Raw genomic sequence first — 18,019 nt, 5'->3', positions numbered from 1 at the left:
CCAGAGTTCACAGTTAACGCTTAGCGCATCTCCAAAATTGCGTTCGCCACTACCTGCTGTCGGCGTTCACGTAGCGCCTGACCTAAGGCTGCTCCGCGATAACCCTCTTGCAATAGTGCTTGTGGGTCTACGCTTTGTGCGGCATGCCACGCTCGGCTCAGCGGTTCAACCGCCTCTTTAGCTAAACGCTTGATGAGCTGTAACTGCGCATTAACCTGCGTAGGCTTACGCCAGCCATCCAAACGCTCTAGCCAATGCAGAACGCGTTCGTCGCTTAATGGCTCGGACAATACATGCATACTAAGCGCTACATGGTGGGCAAGTTGTGTCACCGCATTGGGTAGCCGCAACCTTACCGCCAGCTCATCACGCTGTGAATCACTCAATACCGATACCATCAACGCGTAGCGCCAGTGAGCTAGTGGAAGAGAGCTGTCGATTGCCACTTGCTCGGCTGCCTCCAGCGCCATTGCTTCAAGCGCACTTTTCAGTACCACCTCATCCGCCAGCTCTGGCCACCAAGTTACCAGCGCCTCGCAATCGTTCAGAGCAATGAAATAACAATCGGGGGTAGGTTCGCCCAGCGCTTTTTCAGTTTCCACCCACACTCGCTCAGCAGCAAGGTGGATAAGCTCTCCACTACGGCTCACCTCTCGCATTAGCGCTAGGGTTTCAGGCGCAATGGTAAACCCTAAGTGTGCGTAACGGGCAAGAAAGCGTGCCGTGCGCAATACTCGTAGGGGGTCTTCACTAAACGCTGGGGACACGTGGCGCAACAGGCGCTGCTCAATATCCCGCTGACCGTTAAAGGGATCGGTCAACTCGCCATCAAAGCGCTGCGCAATTGCGTTGATGGTTAAATCACGTCTTGAAAGGTCTTCTTCCAGGGTTACATCAGGGCTTGCGTGTACTTCAAAGCCGCCATAACCGTGGCCAGACTTTCTTTCAGTTCGTGCGAGCGCATACTCTTCGGCAGTATCAGGATGCAGAAAAACCGGAAAATCGCGCCCCACTGGTTTAAAACCCCGCTGCTGCATAACGTCTGGCGTGGCACCGACGACGACCCAATCATTATCAACTACCGGCCAGCCTAACAGCGCATCGCGCACTGCCCCGCCAACACGATAAACGTCAAGCCCTTTGGTTTTCGCATCCACCTGAAACACGGCTATCGCCCTTTTTTTCAATGTCTCGTGTTTTAATGTCTCGTATTTTAATGTCTAGGCCGACGGCTAGGTACGCTGATGCGCTCACCCGACTCCAGATTGAGAGCGGTTAACGACCCACCCCACACGCAACCCGTGTCCAGCGCCTCAACATGAATCGCGGCATTCGGGGTACGGCCCTCTAATGCGGCCCAGTGTCCGAACAGCAGCTGTAGCGTATCCGCCCTTGGGTACTGAAACCAGGGAGCAAATCCGTCGGGAGCACTTTCCAAGCCTTCCTTAGCAGCAAAGTCCAGCTTGCCGTCGCTATTGATAAAGCGCATACGGGTAAAAACATTAACGAGACAGCGCATACGATCCATCCCTTCCAGGTCGTCACGGAACTGGTCAGGCTGATTACCAAATAGTTGCGTTAAAAACTCGCCTGAACGCTCACTGAGCAAAGCCGCCTGAACTTCTTGGCTAAACGATATCGCCTGCTCTGCGCGCCACGTGGGCAACACGCCCGCATGGGTCATCAGTGTATTATTTTCATAAATTGCCAATGGTTGGCTTTGCAGCCAGTCCAGCACCTGTTCGCGCTGCGGTGCTGCAAGAATATCGCTGAGGGTGTCGTTTTTTTTCAACTTTCCGCCACCGCGTGCCACCACCAGCAGATGAAAATCGTGATTACCCAGCACGCAGCGGGCAGCACCGCCTAACGCCTGCACTTCCTTCAAACAGGCAAGCGACCCAGGGCCGCGATTGACTAAGTCGCCAACCAGCCAGAGTGTGTCGTTTGCAGGATTAAAGCCAAGCTGCTCTAGCAAGCTGACAAACTCAGCATGACAGCCGTGCAGATCACCAATGACATAAGTGCTCATGGCTACCCCTTTTAGAGAATGGTCAATGAAGCTGACGCGGCACCGCTAGCCTAAAAGGTGCAATGGGCACATCAAAGGCCCGCTGGGTGTAGGTATTGAGCAACGTATAAGCACCTTCCATAACACCTACCGGCGTTTGCAGAATAGCTCGACTGGTGTAGCGAAAACGCTGTCCTGGGCCAATTAACGGTTGCTGGCCCACCACCCCTTTGCCACGTACCTCTTGGCTATCGCCGTTACCTTGGGTAATTTTCCAGTAGCGCGCCATGAGCTGCACGCTATGAGGGCTTTGGTTATGCACCGTTACGGTATAACTAAACACAAAACGCGACTCACTGTCGTTTGACTCTGCCACCCGGTACTCAGGCGCAATGCTAACCTCAATGGCTAAAGCACTCACGCGTCGTCACTCCCTTTGTTACTAAGCGCTTCGTCCGCCGCCACTTGATTAGCGATAGTTACGTACTCAGCAACCGACAGGGTTTGCGGACGCCGTGCGGGATCAATGCCTAACGCCTCTAATGTTTCTGCGCTCACTCTACCTTTTAAGTTATTACGTAGTGTTTTGCGCCGCTGACCAAACGCTAACTTGACCAGCTCAAACAGCAGCGCTGGGTCATCTGCCGTTTGGGGCAAGCTTTCATGAGGCGTCAGCCTAACAATGGCGGAGTCAACTTTCGGCCTCGGAACGAAGGCTTCTGGCGGCACGATAAACAGCTGGTCAACATGGCAGTAATACTGCGCCATCACTGACAGCCGCCCCCAATCAGTGCTGCCTGGCTCAGCGGCCAAGCGCTCAACGACCTCTTTTTGCAGCATAAAGTGCATATCGGCAATCGCATTACCCATGGTCAATAAATGCACAATAAGCGGTGTCGAGATATTGTAAGGCAGGTTACCAACCACTCGCAGCGCTGGGCCATCCCCTTTTAGCGCAGTGAAATCAAACTTCAGTGCATCACCTTCATGAATCACAAAGTCAGGGTAGTTAAAAAACTGCACCCTTAAACCAGGAATCAAGTCACGGTCTAGCTCAATGACTTCAAGCTTTCCTGTCGCCTCTAACAACGGAGCAGTAAGCGCGCCTTGTCCTGGGCCAATTTCGACGAGTCGGTCGCCTTCGCGAGGTCCAATAGCACGGACAATACGCGAAATGATGCCGAGGTCACGCAGAAAGTTTTGACCAAAGCGTTTACGAGCACGGTGCTGCTGAGGCACTTGAGACATCTAACAGTGTTCCTTGGAGGGTTGATTCATAAAGCAATGGAGGCATTGGCGCGCCGTGCAGCAATTTGCTTTGCTAGCGCAAGGGCCACACCTAAGCTATTGGGGTCGGCAATTCCGCGGCCAGCTAAGCTAAGCGCGGTGCCATGGTCAACGGAGGTTCGTACCAACGGTAGGCCAAGCGTAATATTCGCCGCTTGACCAAAGCCTGCGTATTTTAACACCGCTAGCCCTTGGTCATGATACATCGCCAGTACTGCATCAATACCCACCAAATGACGCGGTGTAAAAAGCGTATCGGCCGGAAACGGGCCTTGAACATCTAGGCCTTCAGCACGCAGCGCCTTTAACGCGGGAATAATAACATCGAGCTCTTCGTGCCCTAAATGGCCATCTTCACCCGCATGGGGGTTTAGCCCACACACCGCAATGCGAGGAGTAACAATGCCAAACTGGCGCTTTAGATCCGCCGCGAGCAGACGGCTAACACGGGTGATTTTATCGTAGGTAACCGCGTCTGCCACCTCACGCAGCGGCAGATGCGTAGTCACCAGCGCCACGCGCAGATCACCACTACCCTGCCAGTGGCTGGACTGGGCGTGCAGTGCTTGATCAGTGGCTAACAACATCACGACCTCATCAACCCCACACGCATCGCGCAGCCATTCAGTATGACCAGTGAAGTTGGGGAAGCCACCTTCAATAATCACACCTTTATGAAGCGGCGCAGTAACCATTGCTGCTGCATGGCCCTGTTGGCAGGCGTCTACAGCAATTTGCAACGTTTCTAGCACATAGCCTGCATTGGCAGGATTAAGCACGCCTGGAAGCGCTGGCTCGCGAAGTGCGGCGGGCCATACGACCAATCGCCCGGGTGAAGACACCTCTTCGCTTCCAGGGGCTGCTTCTACCACATCGAGCTGAAGCCCGAGCAGTGCCGCGCGCTGATTTAGCAACTGGATGTCGCCAATCGCTACGGTGTTATTCAGTTGGCCATTGGCGGCCAAGATCAGCGTAATCTCTGGCCCGATGCCTGCGGGTTCGCCGGTAGTAATTAGCAGCGGTGCAGCACTATTGCTCATTGCGTTGGCTCATGGTGATTGCTCGTTAGAGGCGAATATCAACGAACGCCTGTTCCCGCATTTCACGCTGCCACGTCTGCAGTTCTTCGTTAGCACGACGCTGGAAAATGGCTTGGCGAACCTGTTCACGACGGCTCTCTTCCGTTACGTCTTGACGGCGACGCTCTAGCACTTCAATGACGTGGTAGCCAAACTGGGAACGCACTGGCTCAGACAGCTGATTAGTATTCAATGACCCCATGGCTTCTTCGAAGGCAGGAACGGTTTGGCCGGGGCGTACCCAACCCAGTTCACCGCCATTCATCGCACTGCCGCGGTCGTCACTAAACTCGCGGGCCACGGATGAAAAGTCTGCCCCCTGCTGTAAACGCTGTCGAGCTTGTTCGGCGCGAGCACGGGCTTGGTTTTCATTGCGCGTTGGCGTTAGCTCTACTAAGACGTGGCGGGCACGCGTTTCTTCAATAAACGCTTGTCCTTGCTGAGACGGCTGCTGACTCAAGAAGCGATCAACGTCACGATCAGACACGTTGACACGCTGACTAATTTGGCGCTGCTGCACTTGGCGCATCAGCATTTCTCGGCGGACTTCTTCTCGCACGTCAGCCAGGGTCATGCCGTCCGCTTCTACGGCATCAGCAAATTCGTCAAGCGTCATGCCGTTAGACTCTGCGATGGTACGCAGCTGGCGGTTAAGCTCCGTGTCATCCACGCTAAGATTAGCTTCACGGGCCATCTGAAGCTGAATTTCGTCCATCACCATGCGCTCCAGCACCTGCTGAGCCAGCTGGCTGCGTGGCGGTAAGTTACCGCCCTGGCTTTGCGCCTGCTGCTCTACCTGGGCGATACGGTCATCAAGCTCACTACGCATAATGACACCGTCATTAACGACAGCCACAACACTATCCAGCATTTGCCGCTGGGTCGATTCAAAATTTTGTGCGTAAACCGATAGCGGTACAAGTGCAGCACCTGCTCCAAGGCAGAGCACCATCATGCCGCCAGCAGAGAGCAGCTTTGCCCGCTTTTTTAAGGCACAGGTCAGCAGGGTCTTTCTGGTAGTCATAAAAATTCTCTTTCAGTCAGCCACCATTTAACGACATCGTTACAGGGGCGTAGGGCGGTAGCCAGGAATGGCTTGTTCAAAGTAGCCGTCAGCCTGTTGGCCAACGCCACCAAGGCCACGGAATACAAAACGTACAAATAGCCCGCGGTCGTTAAAGTCATCGCCTATACGGGCGGTGTCGTTATCATCTACCCATTCACGCCAGACCAGCTGTAAACCATAGCAGCAGTCATTCCACTGCACGCCGGCCAGCTGCTCAAGCGCACGGTCGTTGGTTTGATCGTGCAGGTAGCGACCAATCAAATCAATCCTCGGGCTGGCTTTCCAAGCAAGTGACAGGTCCCACTCTTCTCGACTGTAATCTCTAAAGCCGTCATCGCCTGGCACAACACCTGGATCAAAACCTTCGATCTCCCAACGGTAACCAAGGTTCACTACGTGACCAGCGGGATGACGATAACGGGCATCAACGCTAGAGCGTTCAGTCTGCTCACGCTGGTCGTCGTATAACCACTCATAACCTGCACTCCACCGATCATTAATCTGCCAATCGAGACGAGTTACCACTGGAGAGCGGTCCCGCGTGGCCTGATAACGGCTCAGCGGATTCACGTTTGCACTATCTTCCGGACGTGCAGGTAATGTATCTGGGTCACCGTCGCTATCAATACGACGGTCAGATAGATAAATGCTTTGCCCGACACCAAGGGTTAACCGATCTTGCCCAGAAGCATCTTCAATAAAACGTGACTCTACGCCTAACGACACACGATTCAGGTCACCTAAACGGTCAGCACCTGAAAAACGATGAGGCGACCATAACTGGGCCCATGAGAAGGCTCGTTCACGGCTATCAAAATCAGGTAACTGCGTTTGGTTAGTGCGCGGCACGTAAGCATAGTTCAAACGCGGTTCAAGGGTTTGCCGATAATCACGGCCGCGTAGTTCCAGTTCACGTTCAAACACAAGGCCACTATCGATTGATGTGACCGCCGCACTGCGACTGGGAGACGTACCTCGGTCAGTGACACGATCGCCATAATCTAGCTCATAGGCAGTGTGCCATAGCTCGGTACGCGGCTCGATGTACCCCCAGGGCTGCTCAAAGCGCCAGCCAATTGCTGGCGTAAGATGCAGACGCGTACCAATGGCGGCTTCACGCTCAGGCACGCGACGCTCATCAACATCACGCCAGAAATAAGTCGCGTTAGAACGCCACTGAGTATAAAGGCCACTGCCCAGCTGCCAATCAGAATTGGCTGTCAGGCTTGGCAAACGATAAAAAGGCTTATCGGAGTCACTTAAGGGATCTTCTAAACGCTGGAAGCCTTGAGCGCGTGCATTTAGCTGCCAACGCTCACCGCGATAATCTACCTGTGCCAAACGCTCCATACTAACGCGTTCACTATTGCCAAACTCATCACCAAAATCATCAAAATAGCGCCCGTCGCTTGCGGCACCATAGCGTAATTGATAATTACTGCGCGGGGTCAGGCTACCTGCGTGCTGGGCATCAATATACCAACGGTCATCACCCTCAAAGCGGTTATCACCGTTGTTACTGCCATCATCGCTACTGATATACCCACCTTCCACCGTTCCTTGGCTCTCTTCAAGCAGGTAGCGGTACTCACCATTGAGCAATAAGCCACGATCCGACATCCAACGCGGCGTAATAGTAGCATCATGATTCGGCGCTATATTCCAATAAAAGGGCTGAGCATAATCAAACCCGTCATTGGAAAAACTGACGGAAGGCGATAGCAGGCCTGTATGGCGGCGGTCGTCAATAGGGAAACGCAGCCAGGGCCAATAAAAAATCGGTACATCTTTTACTTCAAGGCGTGCGTGACGCGCGGTGCCAAAGCCTTCTTCTTGGTTTAATTTTATATCGCTGCTAACGAGCTGCCAGCTATTAGTGTCTGGATCACAGGTCGTGAATGACGCGTTTCGCAGGCGATACTCCCCATCACCGGTTTGCTCTAACTGACTGGCCTGCCCCCTCAAGTGTTGCGCATAAAGCACATAGTGGCTATTGCGCAACGACGCTTGGTCGTTATTGAGCATTAGTGTCGCTTGTTCGCCACGCACCAGTGCCTGGCCATCACGTATGGCCAGATTACCCTCGGCGTCGACTCGCTGACGGTCTGCGGGCAGATACATCTGTGCCGCCTGTAGCTCAGTATTGCCACGGCGCAGCACAACATCACCGCGCAACAACGCCTCACCATCTGCCGCGTAATCAACTTCTTGCGTCTCAACCGACAACGTTTCGGGGTTATCTTCCGCTGGCAAGCGGTAGTCTGGCATCACATAACGCCCTCGACACAGCTGGTGCGGTGCTTCGTCTTGACTCCAGGCCTGCCAGTCCAGCGCCTCGGCAGGTAGCGTCTGACCTTGCGCCACCACTGAAAATGAGGCGCCAGCGAGCAAACTGCCCAACAGCGTGTGCGCAACCGGTACGGTACGCGAGATTCGCTTGCCCATGTTCGTTATCCTTGGCATCCATAATCGGTATTATACAGCCCGCATGATGCCCGACCAGCAAGGAGCTTGCATGTCCTCTTCTCGGATTGACGCCCTCACCCAGTGGGCGGCTGAACAAAATGGCCTAAATAGCGCCGCTATCCGCCTTTCTCCAGCGGGCGGTGACGCAAGTTTCCGGCGATATTTCCGGCTGACACTGCCCTGTGGCAGCACTCGCATAGTAATGGATGCCCCCCCCAACCAGGAAGACTCAACGCCGTTCGTCGCTATCGGAAAACGCTGGTACGCGGCAAAACTGCCCGTGCCGCATATTTACGCCGCCGATCTCGACGCGGGTTTTTTGCTGCTTGATGACCTTGGAGATACGCCGTTACAGACGCTATTCACTGATGAAGCGCGCATTCAAAACAGCCATTTCGATGCGCTGGCTTTGATTGCCAAGTTACAAAACCACGCCAACCCTGCAGTGTTGCCGCCTTATGATGCGACGCTGCTGAATCGAGAGCTCGACCTTTTTCCTGAGTGGTGTTTAAACAATTGGCTGTCGCTACCAACGCCAGACAGCTGGAGTGCGCTGCGTGGACACCTCGTTAAGCAAGCGCTCGATCAACCCGTCGTCAGCGTACATCGCGATTACGATGCGATGAATATCATGGTGCATGACCAGCAGCTTTACATGATTGACTTTCAAGACGCGGTGGCTGGGCCAATCAGTTACGACGTTATTTCCTTACTACGCGGACGCTACTGCCGTTTTTCTCAGGCGCAGTTTATGCAGTTCGTCGACGCTTTTTATCGCCAAGCGCGTCAAGATGGGCGTCTCTCTCGCCATGTCAGCAATGATGAATTTCTTACCCAATGCCAAGCGATGGCCGCTCAACGCTCGCTAAAAGTGCTGGGAATTTTTTGCCGCTTAACGCTTCGCGATGCAAAACAAGGCTATTTATCACGTCTGCCGCATTTTTTGGCGCATTTAGAAGATAGCCTAACCGCGCTCCCCCAGCACAGCGAGTTTGCTGAATGGGTAAGCGGCACACTGCGTCCCGCCATTGCCCAACGTTTAGCGGAAAATACGTTATGAAAGCGATGATTTTAGCCGCAGGCCTTGGCAAGCGAATGCGGCCACTTACTGACCACTGCCCAAAACCACTACTACCGGTAGCTGGTAAGCCACTTATTGTGCATCACCTCGAACGGCTAAAGCGTGCTGGTATTGACGAGGTGGTCATCAACGTGAGCTATCGGGCAGAGCAGATCATGGCCGCACTAGGCGATGGAAGCGCCTTTCAGCTACGGATTCACTGGAGCCTTGAAAAGACCCCTCTAGAAACCGGCGGCGGTATTCAAAAAGCGCTGCCCCTGCTGGGCGAAGCCCCGTTTCTACTGGTCAATGGGGATGTCTGGTGCGATTACACGCCACCAGCATCACGACTACAGGGTAACGACTTGGCCCATCTAGTGCTGGTCGATAACCCTTCTCATCACCCTAGTGGTGATTTTGGCCTCATTAATGGTCGCGTTGCGCCAGCAAGCCACACGCGTCTTACCTTCGCGGGTATTAGCCTGCTACATCCAGATCTTTTAGCCGACCAGCCGCCTGGGGAATTTGCCCTGGCACCGCTACTAAAGCATGCGATGACAAGCAACCTGGTTAGCGGCGAGCACTTTTCAGGCCACTGGGTGGACGTAGGCACGCCTGAGCGCCTGAACGACCTTGAGCATTATCTTTTAGCAGCGCAGTAACGCAGACGATGAGCCGTGCGCCTAACGCTAGAAATGTTATGCTGCGCAACTTACCTTTCGTCGCCTAGATGAGGAGAGCAACGTGAAAGCACGGGTAAAATGGACAGACGGCCGCCAATTTGTTGCGGAATCAGGTAGCGGGCACAGTGTCGTGATCGACGGCCCACCTGATCTTGGTGGCCGCAATACCGGTCCCCGCCCAATGGAAATGCTACTGATGGGTATGGGTAGTTGTACTGCCTTTGATGTCTTGAATATTCTTGATAAAGCTCGCGCTGATGTCACCGACTGTGTTGCAGAGCTTAACGCCGAACGTGCTGATGATGTGCCTGCCGTATTTACCAACATCCACGTGCATTTTGTGGTGACTGGCCGTAGCTTAAAAGAGAAGCAAGTACAGCGGGCAGTTGAGCTATCTGCAGAAAAGTACTGCAGCGCGTCCATCATGCTGGTAAAAGGCGGCGTCGAAATAACCCACTCTTTTGAGATTGTCGAAGCTTGAGCGACTCAAAGCGTCATCTTTCTCATGTATCAACGACATATGTATTAAAAAAAATAGCGCGGCTGGATGCATACCATGCGCTTGGCGGGCATAATATGCTCGCTTGTTTTTACCCCTACTGCGTAGCAGACGGCCGCTTTGCAAAAAGCGACCCCAGCATCACGGTGACAAGTTTTTATCGGTTCCGGCGCTGGCTCGTCGGGGTGTCTTCATCTGCCATAGGGAGGTTCGGACGTGTCAGATAATCTCCGACTCCACGGGTTTAATAACCTGACTAGCTCGTTGAGCTTTAACATTTACGACATCTGTTATGCCAAGACCGAAGAGCAGCGTGCGGCTTATATCGACTATATCGATGAGCTCTACAACGCCGAACGTTTGACGCAGATTTTAAAAGACGTCACCAATATTATCGGCGCTCATGTGCTTAATATTGCTCGTCAAGATTACGAACCCCACGGGGCCAGTGTCACCATTCTGATTGCTGAACACGAGCTGGATGAAGCAAATCCAGAGCAAACGGAACCAGGCCCAGGCCCACTGCCTGAAACAGTTGTGGCGCATCTTGATAAAAGCCACGTGACAGTACACAGCTATCCTGAGTCGCACCCCGACAATGGCATTAGCACCTTTCGATTGGATATTGACGTATCTACCTGTGGCCATATCAGCCCGTTGAAAGCGCTGAACTACCTAATTCACAGTTTCGACTCTGACATTGTCACCATGGATTATCGAGTTCGCGGCTTTACCCGTGATGTCGATGGTAAAAAGCTGTTTATTGATCACGACATTACCTCGATTCAGGATTACTTGGCAGAAGATACCAAGCACGCCTATCAGATGATCGATGTAAACGTGTATCAAGAAAACATGTTCCACACCAAAATGTTACTGAAAGACTTCGAACTTGATAACTACTTGTTCGGCACATCGCGCCGCGACATTACGTTTGAAGAAGCACGAGATATTGAAAGCAGGCTGCGTAAAGAGATGCTCGAGATTTTCTACTCTCGAAATCTGGACTAGCACCTTTTTTTCAAACTAATGAAAAGCCGTTCTGCGAGTTCGCAGAACGGCTTTTTTTGTTAATCATCCGCCGCTAGTAAACGCTTGGCTCGCCTTCCGGGCGGGTCTTAAAGCGCCGATGCAACCATAAGTACTGCTCAGGATGTTTGCGTATGGCCTGCTCGATAAATTCATTAACCCGCGTGGCATCGGCCACCTCATCCCCACTTGGGAAGTTATCAAGCGCGGGCAAGCAGGTGATGGTATACGTCTGATTATCGGGATTACGGTGAAACATTAGCGGCACCACTGGCGCACCTGTCATGCGAGCGATTTTTGCAGTCAGTTTAATAGTGGCTGCTTGCTGACCAAATAGCGGTGCGAACACGCTAACGTTACGGCCAAAATCTTGGTCCGGGGAGTACCACACAATGTGGCCTGCTTTGATCCTGCGTACAACGCCACGCAAATCATGGCGGTCGATAGCCTGACCAAAAATGCGCGAACGGGCGCGGGTCATGAAGCGCTCGAACAGGGGATTGTTATGGGGTCGATACACCGCATCGGCTGAGAAAAATAGCGAGTGCAGCGCGCCGCCTAAATCCAGCGTTGAGAAATGTATTCCCACCACCAACACACCTTTACCCTGCGCTTTTGCTCGGGCTAAGTGTTCCTGGCCATGATAGGCCACACGATGACGCAATCCCTCCGCATCACGACACCAGCCCGTAGCAGTTTCTACCAGCCCCATCCCATTAGCTATAAACACTTGTTTTACTAAGTGACGCTGCTCATCAGCACTTTTTTCAGGAAAGCAAAGTGCAATATTTGTCTCGGTGATATGCCGCCGACGCTTAATAAAACGCCATGCAAGCAAACCGATTATTTTTCCCACCCACAACTTAAAGCGCCAGGGTAACCAGGCAACGACATGCATCGCACCTATCGCCAGCCAGGTTGACCAATAGCGCGGGTGTGCAAACGACTGTGGATAAGAGGTTTTAGACATTCTGATAACCGTTTAAGCGAAGGCCCCGTAATAGCGCCGCGGCGCTCTTGGCAGTACGCCTGTTAACAGGGTATAGCTGATGGTATCGCAGTAACGTGCGACTTCATCGATAGGCAATACAGTACCGTTGTTGGCGGCTCCCCACAGCACGACCTCGCTACCAATGTCAGCCCCAGGCACATCGGTAACATCGACGGTTAGCATATCCATTGAGACCTTACCGGCAATTGTACAGCGCTGGCCGTTAACTAACACCGGGGTGCCATCTATGGCGTGACGATCATAGCCATCGCCATAACCAGCGGCCACTACGGCAATTTTAGAACGCCGTGGCGCGCACCAGCGACCTCCGTAGCCAACAGGTTCACCCTCCTCAAGCTCACGAAGTGCAATAATCTCAGAACGTAAACTCATGACTGGACGCAGCTGGCCGGTAAGCTCATTGGCTTCTTCTAGTGGGTCACTGCCATACAACATGACACCGGGACGATTCCAATCACCATGAGCAACAGGCCATGCCAGTGTCGCGGGTGAATTGGCCAAGCATAGAGGCGCATCGAGCGCTTTTGCCAAACTCGTTAAAGCTGCCATTTGCCGATTGAAGTAACTTCCCTCACGGGCATCTGCGGTAGCAAAGTGGCTCATCAAATGTAGCGCTGTCACCTGTGGCGCATTCACTAACCGCCGCCAAACGTTAGGCGCTTCCTCTAGAGAGAACCCTAGACGATGCATACCAGAATCGACTTTCATCCATACGGGAATCGGCTGCTGGGGAGAAAAAGCGAGTAAAGCAGCCACCTGCCACTCACTGTGGACGCTGATCCAGAAACTGTATTGATCAACCAGCTTCAGCTCGTCAGCGGTAAAAATACCTTCAAGCAATACAATGGGTTTTTTAATCCCCCCTTTACGCAGGCTGATCGCTTCTTCTATACACGCGACAGCAAATGCGGGCACATCGGCTTCTAGGGCGCGCGCGCATTCAAGCGCACCATGACCATAAGCATCCGCTTTAATAACGGCTACCGAGCGACTTTGGGGCGCGCAGCGGCACGCTAGCTGATAGTTATGACGCAGTGCGTCTAAATCAATATGGGCCACCAGGGGGCGCATCACGTTTCTCACTTACACAGTCAATAGTTAACAGGTGATCAACCAAAGGGCGTCAAAAATAACGCACCGAGCAATGAACTCGGTGCGTTATAGTCGGTGTGGCGCAATAGCTTACCGCGTTTAGCTCTCGAAAATAGCGTTGAGGGACAGGCCCTGCTTTTCCAAAGAGCGACGCAGCTTCTTTAGCGCCTCTACTTGAATTTGCCGGACGCGCTCGCGTGTTAGACCAATTTCAGCGCCAACTTCCTCTAACGTGGCGGCTTCATGGCCTCGTAATCCAAAGCGGCGAACTACCACTTCGCGCTGCTTCTCACTAAGCTCATCCAGCCAGTGGTCTACGTGCTCGCGTACATCACCATCAACTAGACATGCTTCCGGGCCTAGCACTTCGTCGTCAGTTAAGGTGTCGATTAACGGCTTATCACTTTCCCCCCCCATAGGGTAATCAACTGACGAGACGCGCTCATTGAGCCCGAGCATCTTCTTAACCGTTTCTACTGGCTTGTCGAGATGATCGGCAATCTCTTCTGCCGTTGCTTCATGATCAAGCTTTTGGGTTAGCTCACGCGCTGCACGCAGATAAATATTCAGCTCTTTAACCACGTGTATGGGTAGACGTATGGTACGCGTCTGATTCATCAAAGCGCGCTCTATAGTTTGCCGAATCCACCACGTGGCATAAGTAGAAAAGCGGAACCCCCGTTCAGGATCAAACTTTTCGACGGCTCGAATTAACCCGAGGTTTCCCTCTTCAATCAGATCAAGCAGCGTCAGCCCGCGGTTTAAATAGCGTCTGGCAATTTTCACTACCAAACGCAGGTTAGACTCGATCATCCTTGAGCGGCCAAGTGGATCGCCTTTACGCGCTAAACGGCCATAATAGACTTCTTCTTCCGGCGTTAATAATGGCGAAAAACCAATTTCATTAAGGTAGATTTGTGTCGCATCCAAGCTTTGAGTCGATTGACGCTCATCACGGCCTAACGCTTTTTCAAAAGCATCCTCCTCCGCAGTGACCTCTTCATCGGCACCATCCAGAGCCTCTTCAACAGCGTCCAGGTCAACCTCCTGTAGATCCTTCTCCAGCATACTCATGGTAGTATCCCCCGTTATTTCGCCTAACCGCCATTAAGAAAAGTAAAGGTGGCCGCACTCCCTGTGCGCTTGCACCATTTATTGTTATATGACGCCCTACTCCAGCTAGTCGGGTACTCCAAACAATCCAACCAACAGAATTGCTTAGTAGTGGTTAGCGAGACGGCAGATAGTCCAAGGGGTTTTGAGGCTGCCCATCGCGACGCACCTCAAAGTGTAATTTGACGCTGTCTGCATCACTATCACCCATTGAGGCAATCACTTCTCCCGCTTCAACCACATCGTTTTCTTTAACATTTAGACTATCATTATGCGCATAAGCACTTAAGTACTGATCGTTGTGTTTAAGCAGTATTAAGTTGCCATATCCTCGTACACCACTACCTGCATAAACCACGATGCCTGGACCCGCCGCCTTAACAGGTTGCCCCTTTTGGCCAGCGATATCAATCCCAGCCGTAATGGAGCCACCCTGGCCAAACTCTCCAGTCACTTGACCTGCCGTTGGCCATTGCCAGTTAATATTTTCGACCGGCGTAAACGTACGCGAGGAACGATCAACGCGTGCAGGTTGGCTCGGCTCTGCAGACTCAACAGGCGGCGCTGTTGCTGTGGTCTCTGCCTCAGGTTTTTGCTCAGGCTCTTGTACAGGTTCAGATGTTGGCTCGGTTTCTTTGGTGGGTTCAGGCTGAGCCTCTTCAGATGCTTCACCTGTAGGCGTAGCATCGCGATTGGACGTGCTTGCACTATTAGCAGTGCTTGCGCTGTCGGCCACTTGCTGCACGGCGGCCACCGATACTTGTTCAGCACGCTCCGCTCGCTCAGCCGTTAACCGTTGGTTCCGCTCAATCGCACTTTCATCAGGCAGCAACCAGTCTAACTGTTGATCGTCACTGGCGACGGAGGTGGTTTGAGGGTTTAGCCCCGTTGCCACAGCACCCGAGACACGACGTTCTGAAGTAGCAGCACCTGCTGACTGATTGCTTGATGCCTCCACTCCTTCACGTAGCGCGATAGTTTGGCCTGGAAATATCTGATAGGGCGCATCGATATTATTGATTTGCGCTAACTCGCGGTAATCAAGATTGTGCTGCCATGCGATGCCATAGAGGGTATCACCTGCTTTAACGGTATACTGAGGCGAGTCTGCTACCGCGCGGCGCGCTTCACTTAAATCACGCACCTGAGGCGTGTTGTGCTGCTGATTGGCACAACCGCTGACGGCGAGTGCCAAAACTGACATCATGAAGACCTTACGCATGAAAACCCTACTCCTTTTCAACGTCGCGCGCGTTTCCTATTGACCTATGCTCGGCATAGTGAGCTGCGCGACGGTTTAATAACACTACCAATAGTGCGCCAACCATCATCAGTGCCACAACGCCTACCGACTGAGCAGAGCCTCCAGACAGTACCGCATAATCACTAGGTAACAGATAACGATGAGCTAACGGAATCATTTGTCCATCAGGGCCAAGCTGGTAACGCAACAGCTCTTTCCAAGGCCACAATACTGGCAGCGAGCCAATAATAAACCCTAGTAAAAGCTGCATAGTGGCATCATGGTGACGGCGTAATAACCATGATAACAATCGCGAAAATAGCGCGAGGCCAACAATACATCCCATACCGAACAGCATAATAATGCCAATATCAAAACTTCGAATAGCCCCTAAAATAGTGCCATAAAGCCCCATCGTCAGCAGCAGAAAACTACCGGACACTCCCGGAAGCAGCATCGCGCTAATAGCAATCGCACCGGCAACCATAACTACCACCGCTTCATTACCGATAAGTAACACTAACGGCATCATGCCTGGCAGCGATTTAGCCAGTAATAGCCCTACCACCAGCGGTAATAGATACCAAAACTTCCAACGCCCACCTGCCTGGGCAACGACAAACCCTGACGCAGCTACCAAGCCAAAGAAAAACCCTTCAATTAGCAGCGGGTGAGCCTCCATTAGCCAAAGCGCTAAATGCGCAACGCTGAAAAGGCTCACGGCAACGCCCAGCAACAATGGCACGATAAAGGTTATATTCAGGTGCTGAGCTAACGCCAGCCAACCGCCTTGCCGCCAAGCAACAAAAGCGCTGGGGCCAAACTGCTTGATAGTATGAATAAACTCTTCATAAATACCGGTAATAAACGCGATCGTTCCGCCTGAAACACCGGGCACCGCATCGGCCGCCCCCATTCCTGCGCCTTTTAAAAACAGTTCTACAAATCGACGCTTCAATCCACCACTCCTTGCAATAGGGGTACAAAACGCACGGGTTCAAGCCGACGCTTTTCAAAGGCACTGCCAATGCGTTTTATTTGGGTAAGCCATTGACTGCCATCAGGCTCTTCTAGCGGTGCAATCAGCACACCATCATGGCTAAGCTGCTCCAATAGTGCTTCTGGCAGCGTTTGGGCGCAGGCAGTTAACAAAATCACATCAAAGGGCGCAACTTCTGGCCACCCTTCACCACCATCCGCCACTGCCAGCATTGCTGGCGCATCAAGCCGCCAAAGACGTTCTGCGGCTCGCTGGTGCAAAGCGTGAATGCGTTCAACCGAATAGAGCGTAGGCACTAGCCTGGATAGAATTAGTGTTTGATAACCCGAGCCAGTGCCCACTTCCAGCACACGCCTAGGCCCCGCCCGCACCACAAGCTCTGTCATTCGCGCAACTGTCAGAGGTTGCGATAATGTCTGCCCAAAGCCAATAGGTAACGAGGTGTCTTCATACGCGCGATGGGCCAACGCTTCATCGACGAACAAGTGCCTTGGCTCACCCGCCATAACATTGAGCACTCGCGCATCTTGAATGCCTTGCTGCTCAAGCCGCTTTACCATGCGATTTCGAGTGCGTTGAGAGGTCATCCCTCTACCGCGCAGCTCGCTAGGCGAAAGCTCAGGCAAAAGCATCCAACCAGTCCTGCACGTCACTACGCGCGGGATGGCGCGTTAGATCTGTTTGTAACGGAGTAATCGATATATAACCTGCTTCGATAGCAGAAAAGTCGGTATCCTCGCCATCATCAGCGTTAGCGGCGACCGGAGCTATCCAGAAACGCGTGCGTCCGCGTGGGTCTTTAACAGGCACCGGTTTCTCTGCTGGCCCACGATAGCCTAAGCGAGTCACTTTAACGCCTTTAATCTCTTCCCACGGCATATCCGGCACGTTAACGTTCAGAAGGGTACGAGGTGGCAACGACAGCTGATCGGCAGCTCCGATTAAGCTAGCAGCTACCTTGGCAGCCGTCGCAAAGTAACGATCACCACATAGCGACATTGCTATGGCGGTCATGCCCAAGTTGCGCCCTTCCATAGCAGCGGCTACCGTGCCTGAATAGAGCACATCATCGCCAAGGTTACTACCGTGGTTAATTCCTGAAATCACCAAGTCAGGACGCTCATCCCAGACACCGTTCACGCCCAGATAAACACAGTCTGCTGGCGTACCATCTACGCTATAAAAGCCGTTATCCAGCGCTGTTAAAGAGAGCGGACGGGAAAGCGTCAGCGAGTTACTGGCGCCACTGCGATCTCGATCAGGCGCTACCACGCGTAAATTCGCATGGGCAACAAGCGCATCATGCAGTGCCCGCAACCCTGGCGCGTGGACACCATCGTCATTGGAAAGCAGCAGTCGCCGCATTCGTGTCTCCTTTAAAG

At 52.8% G+C, this 18,019-nt stretch carries 18 protein-coding genes; 4 read left to right on the top strand and 14 right to left on the bottom strand.

The features are described 5' to 3' along the window. Nucleotides 1–20 precede the first annotated feature (20 nt). Genes M0220_RS11700 through M0220_RS11670 form a run of 7 tightly spaced genes read right to left on the bottom strand, consistent with a single transcriptional unit; the run spans nucleotide 21 to nucleotide 7,885 of the window. Nucleotides 21–1,166, bottom strand: a complete 1,146-nt coding sequence (locus tag M0220_RS11700) for a polynucleotide adenylyltransferase (protein WP_264017709.1) — start codon at nucleotides 1,164–1,166, stop codon at nucleotides 21–23. Nucleotides 1,167–1,213: 47 nt separating this feature from the next. Further along, nucleotides 1,214–2,029 carry a symmetrical bis(5'-nucleosyl)-tetraphosphatase gene (locus M0220_RS11695; RefSeq protein ID WP_264017708.1) on the bottom strand — a complete coding sequence of 272 codons (816 nt, stop codon included), beginning with the start codon at nucleotides 2,027–2,029 and terminating at the stop codon, nucleotides 1,214–1,216. 22 nt (nucleotides 2,030–2,051) lie between these two features. Further along, a complete protein-coding gene (gene apaG, locus M0220_RS11690) occupies nucleotides 2,052–2,429 on the bottom strand; it encodes a Co2+/Mg2+ efflux protein ApaG (RefSeq protein WP_030073811.1) in 378 nt (125 codons plus the stop codon). Continuing rightward, complete coding sequence (rsmA, locus tag M0220_RS11685) at nucleotides 2,426–3,256, bottom strand: 16S rRNA (adenine(1518)-N(6)/adenine(1519)-N(6))-dimethyltransferase RsmA (RefSeq protein WP_264017707.1); 831 nt, start codon at nucleotides 3,254–3,256, stop codon at nucleotides 2,426–2,428. The genes apaG and rsmA overlap by 4 nt, the downstream gene beginning before the upstream one ends. Before the next feature lie 26 nt (nucleotides 3,257–3,282). After that, nucleotides 3,283–4,335, bottom strand: a complete 1,053-nt coding sequence (pdxA, locus tag M0220_RS11680) for a 4-hydroxythreonine-4-phosphate dehydrogenase PdxA (protein ID WP_264017706.1) — start codon at nucleotides 4,333–4,335, stop codon at nucleotides 3,283–3,285. Between the two features lie 25 nt (nucleotides 4,336–4,360). Beyond that, on the bottom strand, nucleotides 4,361–5,398 hold the full coding sequence (locus M0220_RS11675; RefSeq protein WP_264017705.1) for a peptidylprolyl isomerase: 1,038 nt from the start codon (nucleotides 5,396–5,398) through the stop codon (nucleotides 4,361–4,363). 39 nt (nucleotides 5,399–5,437) lie between these two features. Further along, nucleotides 5,438–7,885, bottom strand: a complete 2,448-nt coding sequence (locus tag M0220_RS11670) for an LPS-assembly protein LptD (RefSeq protein ID WP_264017704.1) — start codon at nucleotides 7,883–7,885, stop codon at nucleotides 5,438–5,440. 70 nt (nucleotides 7,886–7,955) lie between these two features. Here M0220_RS11670 and M0220_RS11665 point away from each other — a divergent pair, with 70 nt between their 5' ends. From M0220_RS11665 to speD, 4 genes are all read left to right on the top strand, one after another. Then, nucleotides 7,956–8,966, top strand: a complete 1,011-nt coding sequence (locus M0220_RS11665; protein ID WP_264017703.1) for an aminoglycoside phosphotransferase family protein — start codon at nucleotides 7,956–7,958, stop codon at nucleotides 8,964–8,966. Beyond that, the gene (gene murU, locus M0220_RS11660; protein ID WP_030073823.1) at nucleotides 8,963–9,628 is read left to right on the top strand and encodes an N-acetylmuramate alpha-1-phosphate uridylyltransferase MurU; all 666 of its coding nucleotides are present in this window, start codon (nucleotides 8,963–8,965) and stop codon (nucleotides 9,626–9,628) included. Before M0220_RS11665 ends, murU begins: the two co-directional genes overlap by 4 nt. Before the next feature lie 82 nt (nucleotides 9,629–9,710). After that, nucleotides 9,711–10,130 carry an OsmC family protein gene (locus M0220_RS11655; protein WP_030073824.1) on the top strand — a complete coding sequence of 140 codons (420 nt, stop codon included), beginning with the start codon at nucleotides 9,711–9,713 and terminating at the stop codon, nucleotides 10,128–10,130. Between the two features lie 234 nt (nucleotides 10,131–10,364). Further along, on the top strand, nucleotides 10,365–11,159 hold the full coding sequence (gene speD / locus M0220_RS11650) for an adenosylmethionine decarboxylase (RefSeq protein WP_030073826.1): 795 nt from the start codon (nucleotides 10,365–10,367) through the stop codon (nucleotides 11,157–11,159). A 73-nt stretch (nucleotides 11,160–11,232) separates the two neighbouring features. Here the strand turns inward: speD and lpxL are convergent, their stop codons facing one another. The 7 genes from lpxL to surE form a co-directional block, all read right to left on the bottom strand. Continuing rightward, nucleotides 11,233–12,147, bottom strand: coding sequence for an LpxL/LpxP family Kdo(2)-lipid IV(A) lauroyl/palmitoleoyl acyltransferase (lpxL, locus tag M0220_RS11645; protein WP_030073828.1), 915 nt, complete (start codon nucleotides 12,145–12,147; stop codon nucleotides 11,233–11,235). Between the two features lie 12 nt (nucleotides 12,148–12,159). Next, the gene (gene alr / locus M0220_RS11640) at nucleotides 12,160–13,260 is read right to left on the bottom strand and encodes an alanine racemase (RefSeq protein ID WP_264017702.1); all 1,101 of its coding nucleotides are present in this window, start codon (nucleotides 13,258–13,260) and stop codon (nucleotides 12,160–12,162) included. Nucleotides 13,261–13,380: 120 nt separating this feature from the next. After that, nucleotides 13,381–14,355: an RNA polymerase sigma factor RpoS gene (rpoS, locus tag M0220_RS11635; RefSeq protein ID WP_030073830.1), complete on the bottom strand. Its 975-nt coding sequence runs from the start codon at nucleotides 14,353–14,355 to the stop codon at nucleotides 13,381–13,383. Nucleotides 14,356–14,509: 154 nt separating this feature from the next. Next, nucleotides 14,510–15,616 (bottom strand): peptidoglycan DD-metalloendopeptidase family protein, encoded by a 1,107-nt coding sequence (locus M0220_RS11630; protein ID WP_264017701.1) that lies wholly within the window; start codon nucleotides 15,614–15,616, stop codon nucleotides 14,510–14,512. Between the two features lie 7 nt (nucleotides 15,617–15,623). Next, nucleotides 15,624–16,595, bottom strand: a complete 972-nt coding sequence (locus tag M0220_RS11625; protein WP_030073834.1) for a DUF368 domain-containing protein — start codon at nucleotides 16,593–16,595, stop codon at nucleotides 15,624–15,626. After that, a complete protein-coding gene (locus M0220_RS11620; protein WP_264017700.1) occupies nucleotides 16,592–17,269 on the bottom strand; it encodes a protein-L-isoaspartate(D-aspartate) O-methyltransferase in 678 nt (225 codons plus the stop codon). The genes M0220_RS11625 and M0220_RS11620 overlap by 4 nt, the downstream gene beginning before the upstream one ends. Beyond that, the gene (gene surE / locus M0220_RS11615; protein ID WP_264017699.1) at nucleotides 17,256–18,002 is read right to left on the bottom strand and encodes a 5'/3'-nucleotidase SurE; all 747 of its coding nucleotides are present in this window, start codon (nucleotides 18,000–18,002) and stop codon (nucleotides 17,256–17,258) included. Before surE ends, M0220_RS11620 begins: the two co-directional genes overlap by 14 nt. Nucleotides 18,003–18,019 lie beyond the last annotated feature (17 nt).

This window comes from Halomonas qinghailakensis, from assembly GCF_025820815.1.
GTDB classification, from domain to species: Bacteria; Pseudomonadota; Gammaproteobacteria; order Pseudomonadales; family Halomonadaceae; genus Vreelandella; species Vreelandella qaidamensis.
Note: the sequence above shows the minus strand (reverse complement) of the source record. Positions and strands in the feature narration are given on the sequence as shown.